The organism is Planomonospora alba, assembly GCF_039534085.1.
GTDB lineage: Bacteria > Actinomycetota > Actinomycetes > Streptosporangiales > Streptosporangiaceae > Planomonospora_B > Planomonospora_B alba.
Map to the genome: position 1 here is coordinate 1 of NZ_BAAAUT010000063.1, position 20,774 is coordinate 20,774.

21 protein-coding genes are annotated in these 20,774 nt (G+C 73.1%); 9 read left to right on the forward strand and 12 right to left on the reverse strand.

Going from position 1 to position 20,774, the window contains the following annotated elements; genetic code table 11:
* Positions 1–58: 58 nt before the first annotated feature.
* From ABD823_RS28670 to ABD823_RS28680, 3 genes are all read right to left on the reverse strand, one after another.
* Positions 59–313: a WGxxGxxG family protein gene (locus tag ABD823_RS28670; protein ID WP_344865009.1), complete on the reverse strand. Its 255-nt coding sequence runs from the start codon at positions 311–313 to the stop codon at positions 59–61.
* 201 nt (positions 314–514) lie between these two features.
* Complete coding sequence (ahpD, locus tag ABD823_RS28675) at positions 515–1,051, reverse strand: alkylhydroperoxidase, AhpD family (protein ID WP_344865011.1); 537 nt, start codon at positions 1,049–1,051, stop codon at positions 515–517.
* Positions 1,051–1,605: a peroxiredoxin gene (locus ABD823_RS28680; RefSeq protein ID WP_344865013.1), complete on the reverse strand. Its 555-nt coding sequence runs from the start codon at positions 1,603–1,605 to the stop codon at positions 1,051–1,053. The genes ahpD and ABD823_RS28680 overlap by 1 nt, the downstream gene beginning before the upstream one ends.
* 96 nt (positions 1,606–1,701) lie before the next feature.
* Here ABD823_RS28680 and ABD823_RS28685 point away from each other — a divergent pair, with 96 nt between their 5' ends.
* Together ABD823_RS28685 and ABD823_RS28690 are read left to right on the forward strand one after the other, a co-directional pair.
* Positions 1,702–2,745, forward strand: coding sequence for a hydrogen peroxide-inducible genes activator (locus ABD823_RS28685; protein WP_344865015.1), 1,044 nt, complete (start codon positions 1,702–1,704; stop codon positions 2,743–2,745).
* A gap of 240 nt (positions 2,746–2,985) precedes the next feature.
* Positions 2,986–3,639: an MFS transporter gene (locus ABD823_RS28690; protein ID WP_344865017.1), complete on the forward strand. Its 654-nt coding sequence runs from the start codon at positions 2,986–2,988 to the stop codon at positions 3,637–3,639.
* A 59-nt stretch (positions 3,640–3,698) separates the two neighbouring features.
* Here ABD823_RS28690 and ABD823_RS28695 read toward each other — a convergent pair whose 3' ends face one another.
* Positions 3,699–4,430: a dienelactone hydrolase family protein gene (locus ABD823_RS28695; RefSeq protein ID WP_344865019.1), complete on the reverse strand. Its 732-nt coding sequence runs from the start codon at positions 4,428–4,430 to the stop codon at positions 3,699–3,701.
* A 527-nt stretch (positions 4,431–4,957) separates the two neighbouring features.
* Positions 4,958–5,584 carry a TetR/AcrR family transcriptional regulator gene (locus ABD823_RS28700; protein ID WP_344865021.1) on the reverse strand — a complete coding sequence of 209 codons (627 nt, stop codon included), beginning with the start codon at positions 5,582–5,584 and terminating at the stop codon, positions 4,958–4,960.
* A 114-nt stretch (positions 5,585–5,698) separates the two neighbouring features.
* On the opposite strand from ABD823_RS28700, the gene ABD823_RS28705 reads away from it, so the two are divergent.
* Positions 5,699–6,259: an NADPH-dependent FMN reductase gene (locus ABD823_RS28705; protein WP_344865023.1), complete on the forward strand. Its 561-nt coding sequence runs from the start codon at positions 5,699–5,701 to the stop codon at positions 6,257–6,259.
* Between the two features lie 13 nt (positions 6,260–6,272).
* Positions 6,273–7,388, forward strand: coding sequence for a serine hydrolase domain-containing protein (locus tag ABD823_RS28710; RefSeq protein ID WP_344865025.1), 1,116 nt, complete (start codon positions 6,273–6,275; stop codon positions 7,386–7,388).
* 225 nt (positions 7,389–7,613) lie between these two features.
* Here ABD823_RS28710 and ABD823_RS28715 read toward each other — a convergent pair whose 3' ends face one another.
* The 5 genes from ABD823_RS28715 to ABD823_RS28735 all read right to left on the reverse strand — a co-directional run bounded on the left by ABD823_RS28715 (position 7,614) and on the right by ABD823_RS28735 (position 13,479).
* Complete coding sequence (locus tag ABD823_RS28715) at positions 7,614–8,777, reverse strand: pyridoxal phosphate-dependent aminotransferase (protein ID WP_344865027.1); 1,164 nt, start codon at positions 8,775–8,777, stop codon at positions 7,614–7,616.
* Positions 8,778–8,829: 52 nt separating this feature from the next.
* A complete protein-coding gene (locus ABD823_RS28720) occupies positions 8,830–10,206 on the reverse strand; it encodes a GH1 family beta-glucosidase (protein WP_344865029.1) in 1,377 nt (458 codons plus the stop codon).
* The gene (locus ABD823_RS28725) at positions 10,203–11,099 is read right to left on the reverse strand and encodes a carbohydrate ABC transporter permease (RefSeq protein ID WP_344865031.1); all 897 of its coding nucleotides are present in this window, start codon (positions 11,097–11,099) and stop codon (positions 10,203–10,205) included. Before ABD823_RS28725 ends, ABD823_RS28720 begins: the two co-directional genes overlap by 4 nt.
* Before the next feature lie 3 nt (positions 11,100–11,102).
* Positions 11,103–12,029, reverse strand: a complete 927-nt coding sequence (locus ABD823_RS28730; RefSeq protein ID WP_344865033.1) for a carbohydrate ABC transporter permease — start codon at positions 12,027–12,029, stop codon at positions 11,103–11,105.
* Between the two features lie 145 nt (positions 12,030–12,174).
* Positions 12,175–13,479, reverse strand: coding sequence for an ABC transporter substrate-binding protein (locus ABD823_RS28735; RefSeq protein WP_344865035.1), 1,305 nt, complete (start codon positions 13,477–13,479; stop codon positions 12,175–12,177).
* 278 nt (positions 13,480–13,757) lie between these two features.
* On the opposite strand from ABD823_RS28735, the gene ABD823_RS28740 reads away from it, so the two are divergent.
* The 5 genes from ABD823_RS28740 to ABD823_RS28760 are packed head-to-tail and all read left to right on the forward strand — an operon-like array spanning position 13,758 to position 17,508.
* Complete coding sequence (locus ABD823_RS28740) at positions 13,758–14,759, forward strand: LacI family DNA-binding transcriptional regulator (RefSeq protein ID WP_344865037.1); 1,002 nt, start codon at positions 13,758–13,760, stop codon at positions 14,757–14,759.
* A 47-nt stretch (positions 14,760–14,806) separates the two neighbouring features.
* A complete protein-coding gene (locus tag ABD823_RS28745; protein ID WP_344865039.1) occupies positions 14,807–15,790 on the forward strand; it encodes a DUF418 domain-containing protein in 984 nt (327 codons plus the stop codon).
* Positions 15,787–16,605 (forward strand): carbon-nitrogen hydrolase family protein, encoded by an 819-nt coding sequence (locus ABD823_RS28750; protein ID WP_344865041.1) that lies wholly within the window; start codon positions 15,787–15,789, stop codon positions 16,603–16,605. The genes ABD823_RS28745 and ABD823_RS28750 overlap by 4 nt, the downstream gene beginning before the upstream one ends.
* Positions 16,606–16,615: 10 nt before the next feature.
* Positions 16,616–17,080 carry a hypothetical protein gene (locus tag ABD823_RS28755; RefSeq protein WP_344865043.1) on the forward strand — a complete coding sequence of 155 codons (465 nt, stop codon included), beginning with the start codon at positions 16,616–16,618 and terminating at the stop codon, positions 17,078–17,080.
* Positions 17,077–17,508, forward strand: a complete 432-nt coding sequence (locus tag ABD823_RS28760) for a hypothetical protein (RefSeq protein ID WP_344865045.1) — start codon at positions 17,077–17,079, stop codon at positions 17,506–17,508. Before ABD823_RS28755 ends, ABD823_RS28760 begins: the two co-directional genes overlap by 4 nt.
* A 412-nt stretch (positions 17,509–17,920) precedes the next feature.
* On the opposite strand, the gene ABD823_RS28765 is transcribed toward ABD823_RS28760, so the two are convergent.
* Complete coding sequence (locus ABD823_RS28765) at positions 17,921–19,429, reverse strand: carboxyl transferase domain-containing protein (protein ID WP_344865047.1); 1,509 nt, start codon at positions 19,427–19,429, stop codon at positions 17,921–17,923.
* Positions 19,426–20,583, reverse strand: coding sequence for a CaiB/BaiF CoA transferase family protein (locus ABD823_RS28770; protein WP_344865081.1), 1,158 nt, complete (start codon positions 20,581–20,583; stop codon positions 19,426–19,428). Before ABD823_RS28770 ends, ABD823_RS28765 begins: the two co-directional genes overlap by 4 nt.
* Positions 20,584–20,774 lie beyond the last annotated feature (191 nt).

Here is a 20,774-nt window from a genome sequence, read left to right on the forward strand (position 1 = left end):
GGGGTCCGGGCCCGTGCCGTGCGCGCCGGCCGTACGGACGACCGGCGCGGCCGGAACCTCAGATGACGTCGCCCCGGCTCGATCCGCCGCTGCGGGCGTGGACGTCCGACCGGTGGTGCTGCTGCTTGCGCAGACCCGCCAGTCCGAGCAGGCCCGTCAGCCCGAGCAGACCCCACAGGCCGGCGTTGCCGCCGTCCTGCTGCTGCTGCGGCTGCGGGTTGGCCACCGGCGCGAACGCGTCGGCCTGCGCCCCGGCAGCCGGAGCGAAGGTGAGGAACACGGCGAGTCCTGTCGCAGCGAAGGCCTTTCTCATGTCGATCCCCCGATCTGCGGCGGCTCCGCGACTCGGGAGCCGCCCCTGCATCCGTCCCGGCGGTCCGGTGAGAGGAGTTCGACCAGGACGGGCCTGGAATTTCCTGTCCGGGTGTAGGTACCACCCACCATCCGACCAAAACATCCCAGTTGTCCAGATTTCACCAGGGGGCACAGAGCCGCCCGGAAGCCCCCGGGAAGGTCAGGCCCCGGCCAGCGCGGCCTCGGACTCCAGGACCGCCGCGACGGCGTTGACCACCGCGGCGATCCTGATGCCCTCCTGGATCTGCTCGCGGGGCACGCCCGCCTGACGGAGCACCTGCTCGTGCGACTCCAGGCAGCGCCCGCAGCCGTTGATCGCCGAGACCGCCAGGCACCAGAACTCGAAGTCGGCCTTGTCCACGCCCGGGTTGCCGATGATCGTCATACGGAGCTTGGCGGGCATGGCGGCGTACGCCTCGTCACCGATGAGGTGCACCGACCGGTAGTAGACGTTGTTCATCGCCATGACCGCCGCGGCACCCCGGGCGGCCCGGAACGCCTCCGCGGAGAGGACACCGGCGGCCTCGTCCGAGATCTCGGCGATCACCCGGCGGGACCTCGTCGCCGCCGCGCAGGCGAGCAGCGTCCCCCAGAGCCGCTGCTCGTCCAGCGCGGAGGTGGTGACGAGCGAGCCCAGGTTGAGCTTGACGTCCTTGGCGAAGTCGGGCAGCGCGCCCTTGAGGTTCTCGACCGGCATCAGACGCCCGCCATCAGCTTCTGCGCGTCGAGGCCCGCCTCGCCCTTGTTCCAGTTGCAGGGGCACAGCTCGTCGGACTGCAGGGCGTCGAGGACCCGCAGGACCTCCTTGACGTTCCGGCCGACGGAGCCCGCGGTCACCATGACGAACTGGATCTCGTTGTTCGGGTCGACGATGAAGGTGGCGCGCTGGGCGACGCCGTCCTCGCCGAGGATGCCGAGCGCGGTGGACAGCTCGCGCTTGATGTCGGACATCATCGGGAACGGCAGGTCGCGCAGGTCCGGGTGGTCCTTGCGCCAGGCGTGGTGGACGTACTCGGAGTCCACGGAGAAGCCCAGGACCTGGGCGTCGCGGTCGGCGAACTCCTCGTTGAGCCTGCCGAACTCCGCGATCTCGGTCGGGCACACGAACGTGAAGTCCTTGGGCCAGGAGAAGACCACCCGCCACTTGCCCTCGTAGGTCTTGTGGTCGATCGTCCGGAACGCGTTCTCCGGGTCGAGGGAGACGCACGCGGTGAGCTCGTACTCAGGGAAGCTGTCGCCGATGGTGAGCAAGTCCAGATCTCCTTTGAAGAGGACGTCGCTGTCGTGATCTACCATCCCGCACCTAGTATTGATCTGAGAAATCGAGGAGTCGGACCATTCTGAAAGGTGATACCTATCAGTCACCCCTCTCCCACCCTGGCCCAGCTGCGCGCCTTCCTCGCCGTGGCCGATCACCTGCACTTCAGGGAGGCCGCCGCCTCGCTGAGGATGAGCCAGCCCGCCCTGTCCGGGGCCGTCGCGGCCCTGGAGGAGACCCTGCACACCCAGCTGGTGGAGCGGACCACCCGCAAGGTGCTGCTGACACCGGCCGGCGAGCGGGTCGCGCTCCACGCCGCCCGGGTGCTCAAGGCGGTGGACGACCTGCTGGACGAGGTCGCCGACAGCCGCGGGCCGTTCAGCGGCCCCGCCCATCTCGGGGTGATCCCGACGGTGGCGCCGTACGTGCTCCCGGTGCTGCTGCCGATGTTCACCCGGCACTTCCCCCGGCTCAGGCCGACCGTGCAGGAGGCGAAGACCGAGACCATCCTGCGGGAGCTGCGCGAGGGCCGCCTCGACATGGTGCTGCTGGCCCTGCCGACCGAGGCGGGCGGGGTGGTCGAGGAGCCGCTCTACGACGAGGACTTCCTGCTCGCCGTGCCGGCGGGGCATCCGCTGGCCGACGGCTCCGGCCCGCTGGAGCGCGAGGTGCTCAAGGACCTGGACATCGTCCTGCTGAACCAGGGGCACTGCCTGCGGGAGCAGGCCATCGACGTCTGCCGGGAGGTCGGCGCGCGGGCCACCGCCACCACCTACGCCACCAGCCTGCCGACGCTGGTCCAACTGGTCGCGGGCGGGCTGGGCGTGACGCTCATCCCGGAGTCGACGGTCCCCGTGGAGACGGGCAAGGGAGTGCCGCTGGCCCTGCGCCGCTTCTCCGCCCCGGCGCCCCACCGGACCATCGGCCTGGCCTACCGGGCGAGCTCCTCCCGGGCCGTCGAGTACGGCCTGCTGGCCGCGGCCGTCCGCACCGCCATCGCGACCAGCCACCTCCCGGTCCGGATCGTCCGGGACCACTCCGAGCGGGCACGGCCGGGCGCGTCGGCCGGCGGGCCTCCTTCCGCCGGCGGGACCGGCCGCCCGGCCGGCGCGGGTCGGGACGCAGCGCCTTGAGCACCGGGTCCACCGGGGCGCCGGCGTCCTCGGGGTGCGCGGTCCCGAGCGGTGCGGCCGGCGCCGGTGGAGGGGGCGCCCCGGTACGCGCCGGTCATCCGGAGGGCGCGGGGGCCGAGGGCTCACGCGAGGTGGTGGCGGCCAGGTAGCGCAGCTTCTCCTCCGACTCCGAGCCGGCCTCCGCGGCGAACAGGTCCATCCCCTGCAGTCCGGGATCGCCGGGCAGGCGGCAGCCCGCTGATGCCGCTCGGGCTGCTGTCCAACCGGCACACGAGCGCCGCGGCCGGGGCCATCCTGGTCTACGGTCTGACCCTGCAGTGCGTGCCGTACCTCCTCACGCTGCATTTCCAGGACGTGCTCGGCTACGACGCCCTGCGGTCGGGCCTGGCCTTCCTCGGGCCCACCCTGGGGATCACCGCGGGCAACCTGGCCGCCGAGCGGCTGATCCCGCACCTCGGGCTGCGCGGCACGCTGGTCCTGAGCCTGGTCACCGGCGCGGCGGGTACGGCGCTGCTGGCGTCGAGCCTGTCCGCCGGCGGTTCCTGTCCCGCTCTGCTGCCCGGCCTCGTCGGCTTCGGGCTGGGCGTCGGCCTGTCGTTCAACACCATGTTCATCCTCGCCTCGACCGGCGTGGCCCCGCACGAGCAGGGCGCGGTCTCCGGCCTCGCCTCCACCGTCCTGCAGGCGGGCAGCGGCGCGGGCCTGGCGGTCCTGGTGGCCGTGGCCGGCCACGGCGCCACCGGCCCGGCCGGGGAGACGCTGCGGGCCACCGCCACCGCCGCCGACGGGCTGCGGCTCGCCGTCCTCACCGCCGCCGCGGTCGCCGTGACCGGCGTGGCGGCCGCGCTGGCGGTCCCCCGCGGGCCGCGCTCCCGCCGGCGAGCCGGGGTGTGACGGCGGTGGCCGTTTCCGGGGAGTCCACACCCCTGGTCAGAACACACCCCGGGCGGCGGCTAGCTCAGATGCCGGGTGAGGAACCGGGCCGCGGCCTCTCCCGCGAACCGCGGGACGCCGGTGTGCCCGCCCATGTTGGCGTGCAGCGTCTTCTCCCTGGAGCCGAAGGCGTCGAACAGCTCCAGGGCCGCCTGCCGGTCGTTCCATTCGTCGTCCCACTGCAGCAGGACGTGCAGCGGAATGGTGACCCGGCGGGCCTCCTCGAACAGGGTGCGGGGCACGAAGCTCCCGGCGAACAGAACGGCGGCCGAGATGCGCGGCTCGACCGCCGCCAGCCGGATCCCGATGGAGATCACTCCCCCCGAGTACCCGACCGGGCCGCCGATCCCGGGCAGCGGAAGCAGGGCGTCCAGGGCGGCCCGCCATTCCGGGACCGCCTTTTCGACCAGCGGGAGGACGAGCCGGTCGACGATCTCGTCGTCGACCGGCTCGCCGGCTTCCAGCGCCCGCTGCAGGTCGGCGCGGGCCCGCTCGGCGGCGGCCGAGCGGGGCCGGTCACCGCTTCCGGGGAGCTCGATGGCGGCCGCGGCGAAGCCGTCCGCCGCGGACCGCCGGGCCCGGGCCGCCAGCCGGGGGTACATCGCGTGCAGCCCGCCGGGGTGGCCGAGCAGGATCAGCGGCGCCGGCGCGGATGCGGGTGAGGGCGTCCACAGGATGCCGGGGATCTCGCCGAGGGTGAATCCGCGTTCGAGGACGCCGTCATCGAGGCGCCGCTCGGAGGTGAATCGCATGGTCGTGCCTTTCGGGAGTGCTCTGAACGGCGCTCCCGGACGACCTACCGCCCGACCGCGACCCCGGAGGGGAGCACCCATGTCGATACTGCGGTCACGGGTATCACCTCCTCGTTCTCCGGCGCGGCCTCCGGCACGCTAGCAGCGGCCGCCGTGGTCCGCCAACGGGTTTTCGCGGAGGCTCCGCGGGCCGGACGCCACGGAGCCACTCGCCCGGGAGCTCCTGACAGGGGATCTCCGCGGGCGGCGGCCAGGGGCCTGAGAACGAATCCCTCGCGGTGGGAGCCGTCCGGATGTCACGATGCGGATCATGGGCACCCGGCTGCGTGCGATCGCACGAGACACGGCCGGCATCGTCCGAGGCGGTGGTTACACGGCCCCGGACGGTCGCCGGGTGCATCTCGCGGATGACGGGGCGCATGCGGTGGCGAACACCCGGCTCCACCTCCCCGAGGAGGACCTCGCGGCAGCCCGGGGTGATGCGGAGGCCGGGCCCGGCATGCCGGACCTCCCGCCCCGGTCGGAGGTCAGCGGGTGCGGTAGTAGCTCAGGAACATGTCCACGCCCGTCGTGATCAGTTCGTCGGTGAAGTCCTCACCGAGGGTGTCGCCATAGGCGCTGTGCACGATGTGGGGGTAGAGCACCAGGGCGTAGAACTGGACGAGCGCCAGGTCCATGTTGGGTATGCGCAGACCGTCCTGCCGGCTCAGCGCCTCCGCGAGCGGCCCGGCGAAGCGGTCCGGCCCCCGCTCGCGCCAGGCGCGGCCCAGCTCGGGGAACCGGCGTGACTCGGCGGCGATCAGGGCGCGCAGGGCGGCGATGTCACGGGTGACCAGGCCACGCACCCATCCGCGTGCCGTACGGACGAGAACCTCGCGGATGTCGTCGCCGCCCCGCAGATCTTCGCACATGACGCGCAGGGAGTCCCCCAGCGCCTGCTCCAGGCTGTCGCGCACCACCTCGACGAACAGCTCCTCTTTGCTGCCGAAGTGGTTGTAGACGGTCACCTTGGACACACCCGCCTCGGCGGCGATCTGGTCGATCCCGGCGCCGAAGCCGCCGGCCAGGAACGCCTCGCGGGCCGCGCGGAGGATGGCGGCCCGCTTCCGTGCCGCGCGCTCCCCCGACGGGATGTGCTTGGTGTTCGAGCTCACTCTCACACGATAGCACCACCTGAACTGAACAGTTGAGTTCACATGAACTCTCCAGTACAGTTCTGGTCGCCGCCACCGACGGCGGCCCTGCCTGCACAAGGAGGATGATCGTTGATGAGCGAGATCAGGATTCTCGGCGTCTCCGGCAGCCTGCGCGCCGGATCGCACAACACCGCGCTGCTGCGCGCCGCCCGGAAGCACGCTCCCGGCGGCGTCTCGATCGAGATCTACGACGGGTTGCGCGACATCCCGCCCTACGACCTGGATCTCGACACCCCGCGCACCCGCCCCCGGGTCGTGCGGGAGCTGCGCGACCGCGTCACCGCCGCCGACGGGCTGCTGATCGCCACACCGGAGTACAACTACTCCATCCCCGGCGTCCTGAAGAACGCCATCGACTGGGTCAGCACCGACTGGACGGGGACCGAGGGCCTGCCGCTGCTCCGCAAGCCGGTCGCCGTCATCGGGGCCTCCCCGAGCGACTTCGGCTCCGTGCGCGCCCAGCTCGCCCTCCGGCAGGTCTTCGTCCGGACCGACTCCGACGTGGTCGTCAAGCCCGAGGTGATCGTCTTCCGCGCGCACGAACGCTTCGACGAGGGCGGCGACCTGACCGACGACACCACCGTCGGCCTGCTCCGGGACCTGCTGGACGCGCTGACCGCCAAGGCCGCGTGAGGGGGTGGACGGCATGCGGGTGGAAGGCGCCGTCGCCGACGGCTTCGAGGAGGTCAGGGACGAGTTCGCCGCGGTCGTCGCCGCCGAGCCCGGGCTGGGCGCGCAGCTCGCCGTACGCCTGGCCGGCCGGCAGGTGGTGGACCTGTGGGCGGGGCCCGGTGTGACCGGCGGCTCCCTGTTCGCGTTGTACTCGTCGGGCAAGGGCGCGGCTTACCTGGTCGTCGCGCTGCTGGTCCAGGACGGCGTGCTGGACCTGGACCGGGCCGTGGCCGCGGACTGGCCGGAGTTCGCCGCGGGCGGCAAGAGCGACGTCACCCTCCGCGACCTGCTCGCGCACCGTGCGGGGCTGATCGGCGTGGACGGCGGGTTCAGTGCGGCGGAGCTGGCCGACGACCGGCTGCTCGCCCCGCGGCTGGCCGCGCAGAGACCCTACTGGCGGCCCGGGAGCGCGTACGGCTACCACGCGTTCGTCGTCGGGGCGCTCGTCGGCGAGGTGGTGCGCCGGGTGACCGGCCGGTCGGTCCAGGACGTCTACGAGGAGCGGGTGCGCGCCCCCTACGGGCTGGACCTCTACCTGGGGCTGCCCGAGGCCCTGGAGGCCCGTTACCTGCCGGTGCGGCCGGCACGTGACGGCGGGCGGGGCGCTCCGGCGCCGGACAGCCTGACCGGGATCGCCTTCAACCTCAACGCCACCCCGCCGACCGACCTGGTGGAGTTCGCCAACACGCGGGCCGTACGCGCGCTGGGTCCCACCTCCTCGGGGAGCGTGGGCAACGCGCGCGGCCTGGCCGCGCTGTACGCCGCGGCCGTCTCCGGGATCGACGGGCGGCCGCCGCTGCTGGCCCCCGCGACCCTGGCCGAGTTCACCAAGCCGCACGCGACCGGCACCGACCTGGTCACCGGTGAGCCCGACCACTTCCTCCTGGGCTTCGAGGCCCAGGGGGTGCGCTACCCCCCGCTCGGCGCCGACGCGTTCGGGCACAGCGGCGCCGTGGGCGCGCAGTCGTTCGCCGACCCGGGAAGCGGAGTCGCCTACGGCTACACGCGCAACCGCTTCGCCGCCGGCGGAGGCGGCGGGGCCGAAGAGAACCACCGGCTCATCGCCGCGGTGCTGCGCGCGGCCGGCTGAGGCGATGCGGCGACCGTGAGGAGGGTCCGGACGAAGGCGCTCACCTCGGAGGTCCGGCCGGTGGCCGGCCGCAGAAGCGCGTGGCCGCGGGGCGGGACCTGTCCAGGTGCCGCCGGACAGGCGTCGGTCCCGCTTGCGCGGGGAGCCGAACGGGAAGCCGACCCCGCCGGACGCCCTCAGGCCCCGCCAAAACCTCTCCAGTGCGTTCCTCCAGGTCAGGACGCTTCAGGAGAGCTTCCGCAGCCTGGTCACCGCCTCGTCGATGACCTCGTCGCGTTTGCAGAAGGCGAAGCGCACGAAGTGCCGGCCGCGGTCGGGGCGGGCGTAGAAGACCTGGGTGGGGACGGCGACCACACCCGCCAGGGAGGGCAGCTCACGGGCCAGGACCAGGCCGTCGGTGAAGCCGAGGGGACGGATGTCGGCCTGGACGAAGTAGGTCCCGGCGGGGCGGTAGACCCCGAACCCGGCCGCGGACAGGCCGGAGACGAGGCGGTCGCGCTTGGCCTGCAGTCCGGTGCGCAGCTCCGCCACCCAGTCGAGCTCGTGGCGCAGGGCGTGGGCCACGGCCAGCTGCCAGGGGGCGGAGGCGGTGAAGGTGAGGAACTGCTTGACGGTCTGCACGGCCCGCACCAGCGGCTCCGGCGCGCAGACCCAGCCCGTCTTCCAGCCGGTCACCGAGAAGGTCTTGCCCGCCGAGGAGATCATCACGGTGCGCTCGCGCATGCCGGGCAGGGTGGCGAGCGGGATGTGCGGGACGCCGTCGAAGGTCAGGTGCTCGTAGACCTCGTCGGTGATCGCGATCAGGTCGCGGGTGGCGCAGAGCGCGGCGACGGCCTCCAGCTCCTCCCGGGTGAACACGGTCCCGGTGGGGTTGTGCGGGGAGTTGACCAGGATCGCCCGGGTCCGGGGACCGACCGCGGCCGCCAGCTCGTCCGGGTCGAAGGTGAAGCGGCCCCCGGCCGGACGGAGCGTGACCGGGCGGAGCACGGCTCCGGCCAGGGCGGCGGAGGCGGCGTAGGAGTCGTAGTAGGGCTCGAAGGCGATCACCTCGTCGCCGGGCTCGCAGAGCGCGAGGACCGACGCGGCGATCGCCTCGGTCGCCCCGACCGTGACGAGGACCTCCCCGTCGGGGTCGTAGGCCAGGCCGTGGTGGTCGGCGCGGTGCGCGGCGACGGCCCGGCGGAGCTCCGGGAGGCCGGGGCCGGGCGGGTACTGGTTGAGACCGGAGCGGACCGCCTCGACCGCCCGCTCCAGCATCGCGGGCGGCCCGTCGGTGTCGGGGAAGCCCTGGCCGAGGTTGACCGAGCCGGTCCGCAGGGCGAGCGCCGTCATCTCGGCGAAGATCGTCGTGCCGAACGCGCGCATCCGCGCCACCAGGGGATCGCTCACCCGGCCCAGGGTAACCGCTCCCCGCCGGGACGGGGAGCGGCGCGGGCCCGGGTCAGATCCCCTCGGCGATCACCTCGCGGTACCAGTGGTAGCTGGTCTTGGGAGTGCGCTCCTGGGTGGCGTAGTCGACGTGGACGAGGCCGAACCGGGCGGCGTAGCCGCGGGCCCACTCGAAGTTGTCCAGCAGCGACCAGCAGAAGTAGCCGCGCACGTCCACGCCCGCGTCGACCGCGGCCGCGGTGGCGGCGAGGTGGTCGCGCAGGTACTCGACGCGGCCGGTGTCGTCGAGCGCGCCGTCGTCGCCGTAGCCGTTCTCGGTGATGAAGACCGGCGGCAGGTCCGGGTAGCGGGCGGCCAGGCCGGTGAGGGTGTCGTGCAGGCCGCGCGGCTCGATGCGCCAGCCGAGCCCGCTGACCGGCGGCCCGTCCGGCGCGACCGTGCGCACGCCGATGTCGAAGGCCGAGCGCAGCGCCGGGTCGGGCTGCTCGTACGGCGCCGCGGCGGCGTGGATGGGGTAGTAGTAGTTCACCCCGAGGAAGTCCAGGGGCGCCGAGATGAGCGCCAGGTCGCCGTCGCGGCGGAAGGAGAAGTCGCTGATCCCCCCGTAGACCTCGGCCATGTCGCCGGGGTAGGCGGCGCCCAGCAGCGGCTCGGTGAACTGCCGGTTGACCATGAGGTCCATGCGGCGGGCGGCGGCCGCGTCCTCGGGTGACGGGCTCGCCGGCACGGCCGGGGACATGTTGAGGGTGACGCCGACCCGTTCGCCGGCGCGGGCGTTCTCCCGCAGCCGGGCGACCGCCAGGCCGTGCCCGACCAGCAGGTGGTGGGCGGCGGCGAGGGCGCCGTGGCCTTCGCGGGCGCCGGGGGCGTGCCGGCCCTCGGCGTACCCGGTGATCGACGAGCAGTACGGCTCGTTCAGCGTGATCCAGTACGGCACGCCGTCGAGCGCCTCGTGCACGGTCGCCGCGTACTCGGCGAAGCGCTCGGCGGTCTCGCGCACCCGCCATCCGCCGCGCTCCTCCAGCGCCTGGGGCAGGTCCCAGTGGTAGAGGGTGACGAACGGGGTGATGCCCCGCTCGTTGAGGGCGTCCACCAGGCGGCGGTAGAAGTCGAGGCCGCGCCGTTCGACGCGCCCGTCGCCCTGCGGGAAGATCCGCGGCCAGGCCACGGAGAACCGGTAGGCGCCGACGCCCAGGCGGGCCATCAGCTCGACGTCCTGCGGCCAGCGGTGGTAGTGGTCGCAGGCCACGTCGCCGGTCTCGCCCGCCGCGACGGCGCCGGGCACCCGGGAGAAGGCGTCCCAGATCGACGGGCCGCGCCCGTCGGCGTCGGCCGCCCCCTCGATCTGGTAGGACGAGGTGGCCACACCCCATACGAACCCCGGGGGGAAGAGCCGGGTCTCCTGGGCCTGCGCTTCGACGGCCGTCATCCCTTGATCGCTCCAGACATGATTCCTCCGATGATCTGTCTGCCCAGCAGTGTGAAGACGACCACCATGGGGATGGTCGCGATCACCGTACCGGTCAGCACGAGTGCGAAGTCGGTGGTGTAGCCGCTGGCCAGGGTGGAGAGCGCGACCTGGACGGTCGGGTTCTCCGGGGTGAGCACGACCAGCGGCCAGAAGAAGTCGTTCCAGGCCTGCATGAAGGTGAACAGGCCGAGGACGGCCGCGGCGGGCCGGGCGGCGGGCAGCACCACGTGCCAGAACAGCCGGATGGTGGTGCAGCCGTCCATCCGCCCGGCCTCCAGCAGCTCGTCGGGGACGGCGCCGGTCAGGTACTGCGTCATGAAGAACACTCCGAACGCCGTCACCAGGCCGGGGACGATCACGGCCTCGATCCGCCCGGTCCAGCCGAGCTCGCCCATGAGGATGTAGAGCGGGATGATGCCGAGCTGGTGCGGGACGGTCGTGGTGGCGATCGCCGCGACGAGCAGGCCCTTGCGGCCCCGGAAGCGGAGCTTGGCGAAGGCGAAGCCGGCCAGGGTCGAGAAGAGGACGACCGAGACGGTGACCGTGCCGGAGACCAGGAAGGAGTTGGCCAGGGCCTGGCCGAAGGCGGTGGTGTCGAAGACGCGGGCGATGTTCTCGAAGAGGTGGCCGCCGGGGGTGAGCACGGGCGGCACCTTGCCGATCGCCTCGTTGTCGTGCGAGGCGACGATCAGGGACCAGTAGATCGGGAACAGCGAGCCGAGCAGGAAGGCGACGAGCGCGGCGTAGGTCCAGAAGCCCGCCGTGCGCGGCCCTTTCTGCCTGCGGGTCCGCGTCCGCCGCAGGGCGCGGCCGGTCGTCGCCGGGGGTGCGGGGGTGAGTGTGGTCGCCATGGGTCAGCCGCTCTTGATCCGTCGGGTGATGGAGAAGTTGACGAGCGCCATGACCACGATGACCAGGCAGAGGGTCCAGGCGATCGCCGAGGCGTAGCCGAACTCGTACAGGCCGAAGCCCTGTTCGTAGAGGTAGAGGCCGACGGTCTGGAACTGCCGGTCGGAGCCGCCCGTCGGATTGCCGGTGCCGGCCTGGAACAGCAGCGGCTCGGCGATGATCTGGAAGCCGCCGATGGTGGAGACGACCGCGGTGAAGATGATCGTCGGCCGGAGCATCGGGATGGTGATCTTCCAGAACTGGGTCCACTGGCCGGCGCCGTCGATGGTGGCGGCCTCGTAGACGTGCTCCGGTACGGCCTGCATGGCCGCCAGGTAGATCAGCGCGTTGTAGCCGGTCCACCGCCAGATCACGATCACCGAGATGGCGATGTGGGAGCTGAGCGTGCCGGCCTGCCAGTCGATCGGGTCGAGGCCGACCGCTCCGAGCAGCCAGTTGACCATGCCGAAGTCGCGCCCGAAGAGCTGGGCGAAGATGATCGTGACCGCGACGATCGAGGTGACGTTGGGCAGCAGCACGCCCATGCGGAAGAAGGTCTTGGCGCGCAGGCTCCGGTTGAGCATGTGCGCCACGGCCAGCGCGACCAGCAGCTGCGGGATCGTCGAGAGCAGCCAGATGCTGACCGTGTTGAACAGCGCGTTCCAGAAGTAGTCGTCGGCGAGCAGTTCGGCGTAGTTGTCGAAGCCGACCCACTGCCGGGTGGTCTCCAGCAGGTTCCAGTCGGTCAGCGAGACGTAGGCGGTGTAGAGGAGGGGGAACAGGCCGAGCGCGCCGAACAGCAGGAAGAACGGGGAGATGTACAGGTACGGCGAGCCCTTGACGTCGAGCGTGTAGGCGAGGCGGCGCCGCGGCCGCGGGGTGACGGGGGTCATCGGTTTCTCATCCCTTGTGCGGGGCGTGACGGAGGTCCCGGGCGGGGCCCGCCGTCCGCGGGGCGCGGGGCCCCGCGGACGGCGGACCGTGGAGGGCGGCGGGCCCTGACCTCCCGCCGGCCTCCCGGCTCACTGCGTCCGCGGGTCACCTGTCGATGCGCTCGATGTCCTTGAGGATCTGCTCCCAGGCCTGGTCGGGGGTCTGCTTGCCCTCCTCGACGCGGTTCATCCCGTCGCGCAGCGCGGTCTGGATGTCGCCGGCGCGCGGCCCCTGGTACTGCGGCTTGAGGTTGCGCGCCGCGGTGGTGAAGATCTCCCCGATGGGGGCGTCGTTGAAGAACTCGTGGGTCAGGTTCTTGACCTCGGGCTTGTCGTAGGTCTCCACGGTCGACGGCAGGATGCCGTGCTTGCCGAAGACCTTGATCTGCTGCTCGGGGGCGGTCAGCCAGGCGGCCAGCTCGACGGCCTCCTTGATGTGCTTGCCCTGGGCGGGGACGGTGAGGTAGGAACCGCCCCAGTTGCCGCCGCCGCCGGGGATGGCGGCGACGTCCCACTGGCCGGCGAACGCCTTCGCCTGGTCCTGGATCTTGGCGAGCATCCAGGCGGGGCAGGCGATGGTGGCGAACTGGCTCTTGGCGAAGCCGGTGTTCCACGCGGGCGAGCTGCCGACGAGCTTGGCGGACTGGCCGCCGGCCACGGCCGCCAGGACCTGGTCGTAGGCCTTGCGGATCTCCGGGTTGGTCGCGACGACCACCTTGTCGGAGGTGTCGTAGTAGCCGACGGGCAGCTGGCCGACCATGGCGTTGAAGATCTGCGGCGCGCCGTCGAAGAAGGCGGCGCCCTCGGGCTTGTTCGCGGTGTACTTCTTCCCGGCCTCGAAGTACGACGCCCAGTCGGGCCAGAGCGCGGAGACCTCGTCGCGCTCGGTGGGCAGGCCCGCCTTGGCGAACAGGTCCCTGCGGTAGCACATGGCCAGGCCGCCGACGTCGGTGCCGTAGCCGATCTGGGCGCCGTTCTTGGCCAGGGACGCCTCCCACTTCCACGGCAGCCAGCGGTCCTTCAGCTGCGCGGCCCCGTGCTGGTTGAGGTCGGTGAAGTGCTGGGGCTGGCCGCGGAACTGGGCGATGAAGCCGGTGTCGATCCCCTCGATGTCGGCGGCGCCCTGCTTGGTCGCCAGGTGGGCGGCGAGGTTGCGGTGGTGGTCGTTGTAGGCGGAGGTCCGCTCGACGATCTTGATGTTCGGGTGCGCGGCCTCGTACTCGGCGTAGAGCTCCTTGAAGCCCATGTTGCCGAAGAGGTTGAGGGTCAGGGTGATCTTCCCGTCGGCGGGGGCGCCGGAGCCGGCGGCGCCTCCCTGCGATCCCTGTGATCCGCAGCCGGCGACGAGCAGTCCCAGCGCGGCGGCTCCCGCCACCAGGCGCAGCTTTCCCGAGGGCATTCCCGAGGACATGGGGGGCTCCTTGTTCTCATCGGAGAGGAGGGCGTCCCAGAGACGGGGAAATGCGCGACCGCGGGCAACGAGCGGTGACCGAATTCCATAGAGAAAAGGCACCCATGTCAAGTAACGGATATGTAACACACGGTCGGCCCGTTCTGATCCCACGGAAATCCACCGTTCTTCCCACTGTCACGGAGGCCGGGTCTTGACGGGGGCGCCCGGGATGGCTACGGTCCCGTGTAACCGGTTACATGAAACCGGTTACATCAGAGATGCGATAGTGTGCGGTCGTGGCAACGATCAGAGAGCTGGCACGTCAGTGCGGCGTGTCGGTGGCGACAGTCTCCCGTGTCTTCAACAGGCCCGAGGTGGTGAATCCCGACACCCGAAAGAACGTGCTCGACACCGCGGCCCGCATCGGCTACCTGCCGAACGAGTCCGCGCGGACCCTTGCCACAAAGAAATCACATATGGTCGGCCTCGTCTGGGACACGCACCACCGGCGGCCCGGATGGCGGCATCCCTTTCTCCAGGAAATCCTCATCGGCCTCAAAACGGCGCTGAGCGACCGCGGATATCACCTTCTCATGCTCGCCACGGGTGACGGCGAGGGAAGCCACGACCGCGCCGTCAGAAGACACGATCTCGACGGCGTGGTGTTCATCGACGACGGCACGGAGGATCCGGCCCTGCTCCGGCTGGCCGGCAGCGGCGTGCCCTGCGTCTCACTGGACCGCCCGGTCACGGGGCCCCGGGCGACCCATGTGATCTCCGACAACGCCGGCGGCGCCCGCGGCGCCGTGCACCACCTGCACGGGCGCGGCCGGCGGGCGATCGCCACGATCGCCGGGCCGGTCCGCACCGCACCGGGCGCCGAGCGGCTGGCCGGCTACCGCGCCGCGCTCGCCGAGCTCGGCCTGCCCGCCCGCGGCGAGTACGTCGCCGAGGGCGACTTCTACCTGGCCGGCGGGCACGCGGCGATGCGGCGCCTGCTGGAGCTCGACGAGCGCCCCGACGCGGTCTTCGTCGCCGGCGACGAGATGGCGATCGGCGCGATCCGCGCGATCACCGAGGCGGGCCTGAGGGTCCCCGAGGACATCGCGGTGGTCGGCTTCGACGACATCGAGCTCGCCGCGCTGGTGCAGCCGGGCCTGACGACCGTCGCCCAGGACAAGGCGGGCTTCGGCACCGCCGCCGCCACCGCCCTGATCGCCATGATCGACGACCCGGCCGCCGCCCCTCCCCCGCCCGCCGTGCTGCCCACCACGCTGGTGGTCCGCGGCACCGCCTGAGCACCCCGCGGGTGACGCCGCGCGGGGCCCGCCACTAGGGTGATCCGGTGACGCGCAGGCTGCACGAACTGGACGCCCTCCGCGGTTTCGCCCTCTGCGGGATCATGGTGGTCAACACCTGGCAGCACACCCGCGGGGCCATGGCGGCCCCCGGGCGGGCGCCCGTCGACTGGGTGGTCGAGAACCTGTTCCAGGGCCGGTTCTATCCGGTCTTCTCGTTCCTGTTCGGGGTGAGCTTCGTGCTGTTCCTCGACTCCGCCGCCGCGCGGACCCCGTACCCCCGGCTGGCGCTGCTGCGCCGGCTGCTGGTGCTGGCCTGCTTCGGCGCCGCGCACTGGTGGGCGAACCCGGGCGAGGTGCTGCTGCCGTACGCGCTGTTCGGGATGCTGGTGCTGCTGCCCGCCTCGTTCCTGCCGCGCCCGGCGGTGCTGGTGCTCGGGGCCGCGGCGACGGCGTGGGCGGCCCAGATCGGCGGCGGGTTCGTCATCGGCGTCGCGGGCGAGCCGGTGTTCGTGGCGGTGCTCATCCCGGGGCTGTTCCTGCTGGGCGCGGCCCTGACGGCCTACCGCCCGCCGGCGCGCCTGGCGGCGCCCGTCTTCGCGGTGAGCGCGGCGGCCGGCGCCGGGCTGGTCCTGCTCTGGGACGCCTCCCTCACCGATCCCGCGCTGTACTTCCCCGGCGTCTACGTCGCCGCCGGGCTGGCGTGCGCGACGGCCTACTGCACGGGCCTGCTGCTGCTCCTGCGCACCCGGCTGCGCGGCCCGCTGACGGCGGTCCTCAACCCGCTGGGCCGGATGGCGCTGACGAACTACCTGGTGAGCACCGTCGTCATCACGGCGGCGCTGCCGCTGCTGACCGCCGACGGGACCCGGCTGACGGGGGTGGCGTTCGCGCTGGCCGTCCTGGCCGCGCAGGCGCTCTCCGGCCGCTGGTGGCTGGCGCGCTTCCGGTACGGCCCGCTGGAGTGGCTCTGGCGGTGCCTGACATGGCTGGAACCGGTGCCGAACCGCCGGGTAGGGTCGCAGGCGTGACCCGCATCGCCCTGTGCCAGATCCCGGTCGCCACCGACCCCGCCGCCAACCTGGAGCGGGCCCGCCGCGCCCTGGCGCGGGCCGCCGCCGACGGCGCCGAGCTGGCGATCCTCCCGGAGGCCGCGCTCACCCGGTACGGCAGGCGCATCACCGGCCTGGCCGAGCCGCTGGACGGCCCGTTCGTCACCGGCCTGGCCGCGGCCGCCCGCGAGCACGGCCTGGCCGTGGTCGCCGGGGTGTTCGAGACGGGCTCCGGTCCCGCCGCGGACGGCGGCCCGGCCCGGGTGCGCAACACCGCGGTGGCCCTCGGCCCCGACGGGGAGCTGAAGGCCGCCTATCGGAAGATCCACCTGTTCGACTCCTTCGGGGCGCGCGAGTCCGACCTGGTCGAGCCCGGCGACACCCCGGTCGTGGTCGAGCTGGCCGGGCTCCGGGTGGGGCTGGTCACCTGCTACGACGTGCGCTTCCCCGAGCTGACCCGGGTGCTGGCGGACCTCGGCGCCGACCTGTTCGCGGTGATCGCCGCGTGGGGGTCCGGGCCGATGAAGGAGGAGCACTGGGCGACCCTGGTGCGGGCCCGCGCGCTGGAGAACACCACCTGGGTCGCGGCGGTGGGCCAGGCGCCGGACCCCGGGGCGGCCGACGGCTTCGGCATCGGCCGGAGCATGCTGGTCGATCCGCTGGGGGTGGTCCGCGCCGACCTCGGCCCGGCGCCCGCCGTGCAGACGTGCGTGCTCGACCCGGAGGCCACGCCCGCCGCCCGCGCGCTCCTGCCCTGCCTGGAACACCGGCGGCTCAAGGTCAACGGACCGTAAAATGCGATCTGTGAGTGAACCACCTGGACGTAGAACGCAGATGCAGAAGGTCATCCCGCCCCGGCTGCTCGTGCCCTACCTGTCCGGGCAGCGGACCGTGATCTCGGGATACGTCTACCGGGTGCAGGACTGCGCCCGGCTGACCACCCCCGCGCAGCTGTTCATGGGCCTCGACCTGGGGTTCGACGGGTCGGAGCTGAGCGTCACCGTGCCGGAGCTCTACCTCATGCGCTGGTCCGCCCGGGACGTCGACACCTACGTCGTGCCGTACGGCCCGCACATGGGCGGCGACTGGAACGATTCACCGCCGTTCGCCGGGAACGGCTTCACCACCTCGCGCGAGCACGTCGTGCCGCAGTTCCACACCATGCCGATGCCGATCCCCCCGGGGGCAGAGATCATCCACGTGACCATCGACCGGCCGGAGCGCCTGTTCGCCCGCTACGACGGCCTCACCTGGCAGCCGGTCCCATGAGCGGGGAGATCGAGCCGGTGGCCTCGGGCTTCCTGGCCCGCTACCGGGAGCGCACGTACGCCGCGGCCCTCGGCCCGGACCCGGGCGAGGTGGTGCTGTTCAGCGAGGAGGCCGCCGAGGGCTTCGAGGCCGCCCGGGGCTACTGGCGGACCACGGTGGCCCGCGAGGACCTCGAGTGGCTGGTGCTGGTCCGCACGGTCGGCGCGTTCGGCGGCGAGCCCTGCCTGGTCCTGGACGCCACCGAGGAGAACGGCGAGCGGAACCTCCACATCGCCTACACCGGGCACAGCGGGATGAAGGCCGAGGCGCTGGGCTACTGGATGGTCGACCACGGCGCCTACGAGGTGGTGGTCCCCCGCGACGAGGTGGTCTCCCTCCGGATCGAGCGCGTCCCGGTCCCGCTGACCCCGGCCAGGTCCGAGCCCTGAACGACTCCTGACCCCGCGCCCGGCCCCGCCCCGGACGGTCCCCGCCGGTCCGCGGAACCTCCGGCGCTCCTGTCAACCGGCGCGTCCGTCAAGTGTCTCGCTGGTGTGATAGACGTTCCGGCCACGGCGCCTCCCTCGTTCGCCGACGCGCGGGGCGGGCGGCTCCAGCGGCTGGAGAGCCCGTTCGACCGCGGCTGCGTCTACGACGGCGCCCCCAACGGCACCGGTGTCCCCCCGGCGGGCGGGGTGAGCGCCCACCTCCACGAGGACAACTGCCTGGTCCTGTGGAGGGGCGGCGCCGGGTACGCCGGGTCCGGCACCGTCGCTCAGGCGCCGCAGGCCCGGGCGCCGCAGGTCAGGCGCCACAGGCCCGGGCGCCGCAGGTCGGCGCCGCAGGCCCGGGCGCCGCAGGTCAGGCGCCGCAGGCCCGGGTGCCGAGGCCGCGGTAGCGGGCCAGCCGGGCGGCGAGGCGGTCGGCCGGAGCCCGATCCAGCAGGTGGGCGATCTCGTACTCCAACGCGGCGCCGACCCGGCGGCAGAAGGCCTCCGGCTCGTAGGCGGCGTCGGGCGACTCGGGGATGATCCGGTCCACGATGCCGTCCCGCCGCAGGTCGGCGGATTTCACGCCCTGCGCGGCGGCGATCTCCGGGGCGAAGTCCACGCTCCGGTAGAGGATCGCCGAGGCCCCCTCCGGGGGCAGCGGGGACAGCCAGGCGTGCTGGGCGGCCAGCACCCGGTCGGCGGGGAGCAGCGCCAGGGCCGCGCCGCCGGCGCCCTCGCCGAGCAGCAGGCAGACCGTCGGGGCGTCGAGCACCACCAGGTCGGCGAGGGAGCGGGCGATCTCGGCGGCGAGGCCGCCCTCCTCGGCCGCCTTCGACAGCGCGGCGCCGGCCGTGTCGATCACGGTGACGAGCGGCAGGCCCAGCTCCGAGGCGAGCCGCATGCCGCGCCGCGCCACCCGGAGCCCGGCCGGGCCGAGCGGGGCCACGGACCGCTGGCGGGTCCGGTCCTGGCCGAGCACGACCGCGGGGGCCGTGCCGAAGCGGGCCAGGGCGAGCAGCAGGCCGGGGTCGTTCTCGCCCTCACCGGTGCCGTTGAGCGGCGTGACGTCGCGCGCGGCGAACCTGAGCAGCGTCCGCACGCCGGGCCGGTCGTCCCGGCGGGAGCGGGTGATGGCCTCCCAGGCGCCGACCTCCGGGACGCTCCCGTCCGGCTCCGGCCCCGGGCGGATCCCCCCGCGCGGGGCGCAGAGCACCGACAGCACCCGGATCGCGATCTCGCGGGCGTCCGCGGCGGAGACGACGGCGTCCACCAGGCCGTGCGCGAAGAGGTTCTCGGCGACCTGCACGCCCTCGGGGAAGGGGTAGCCGTGCAGCGACTCGAACACCCGGGGCCCGAGGAAGCCGATGAGGGCGCCCGGCTCGGCCGCGGTGACGTGCCCGAGCGAGCCCCAGGAGGCGAAGACCCCGCCGGTGGTGGGGTGGCGCAGGTAGACGACGTACGGCAGGCCGGCGGCGCGGTGCGCGGCCACCGCGGCGGTGATCTTCACCATCTGGGTGAAGGCCAGCGCGCCCTCCTGCATCCGGGTGCCGCCGGAGGAGGGGGAGGCCAGCAGCGGGAGCCGCTCGGCGGTGGCGCGCTCGACGGCCGCGGTGAGCCGCTCGGCGGCGGCCACCCCGATCGACCCGGCCAGGAAGGAGAACTCGCAGGCGACGACCGCGACCCTGCGCCCGTCGAGCAGGCCCTCACCGGTGATCACCGACTCGTCGTAGCCCGAGCGGGCCCGGGCCTCCGCCAGCTCCCGGGCGTAGTCGGACCCGGGTTCGGCGGGGTCGCCGGGCGGGGTGTCCCAGGACCGCCACGTCCCGGGGTCGAGGACGGCCGCGATCAGGGCCCGCGCGTCCGGCCGCTCCGGCCTCATCCCTCGCGCTCCTTCAGCCAGGCGAGCACCTCGTCGTTGTGCTGGCCGAGGGCGGGCGGCGCGGTGTGCTCGCGCGGGGGCTCGCCGTCGAAGCGGAGCGGCGGGCCCGGCAGCTCGATGGGACCGAGCACGGGGTGCTCCACCGTGACGACCAGGCCCTGGGAGCGGGTCTGCTCGGCGGCGTAGACCTCGTCGATGGAGCGGATCGCCCCGGCGGGCACGCCGAGCCCGCCGAGCGCGGCCAGCCAGTGGGCGCGGTCGTGCGCGGCGAGCGCCGCCTCCATGTCGGCGATCAGCTCCTCGCGGTGCGTGAACCGCTCCCGGTTCGTGGCGTACCGCGGGTCGGCGGGATCGATGCCCAGCAGCGCGGCCACCTTCCGCCACTGCCCCTCGTTGGCCACCGCGATCTGGATCATGCCATCGGCGCAGCGGAAGGCGCCGTAGGGGGCGATGGAGGCGTGGTGGTTGCCGCCCGCGGCGGGAACCTTGCCGCCGACCGTCCAGGCGGTGCCGTGGTAGGAGTGCACGCCGGTCACCGCGGCCAGCAGCGAGGTCCGCACGACCTTCCCCCGGCCGGTCCGCTCCCGCTCGTAGAGGGCGGCGACCACTCCGTAGGCGCCGTGGATGCCGGCGAGCAGGTCGGCGATCGAGGCGCCCACCCGGTACGGCTCGGCGGGCGAGGGCCCGGTGAGGCTCATCAGCCCGGCCTCGCCCTGGGCGATCTGGTCGTAGCCGGGCCTGCCGCCCTCCGGACCGTCGTGGCCGAACCCGGTGATCGACAGGACGACCAGGCGGGGGTTGAGCTCGTGCAGCCGCTGCACGGGGAAGCCGAGCCGGTCCAGAACGCCGGTCCGGAAGTTCTCGACCAGCACGTCGCTCTGCCGTACCAGGCGCTCGATGAGGGCCCTGCCGTCGGCGGACTTGAGGTCCGCGGTGACGGAGAGCTTGTTGCGGTTGGCGGCCAGGAAGTAGGTGGAGATGTCCTGGTCCGGGCCGACGAAGGGCGGGCCCCAGCCCCGCGACTCGTCTCCTCCTCCGGGATGCTCCACCTTGATCACTTTGGCGCCCAGGTCGCCGAGCATCTGCGCGGCGTGCGGCCCGGCCAGTGCGCGGGACAGGTCGAGGACGACGATGTCGCCGAGGGCTCCCTGCAAGATCAACCTCCGGGTGAGAGTGGCCGATCCTAGCCGAAGCGGGCCGGGAGCGGCACGGGGGACACGGCGGCCGTGCCGGATCCCCGCCCGGAACGATACCCATTGGTAACCCGGACGCCGACATCCCCCGCCGGTGCCGCTCTCGCCCCCTCCCCGCGCTGCCCGCCCGCGTGGCGGTCCGCTCGGGGGCG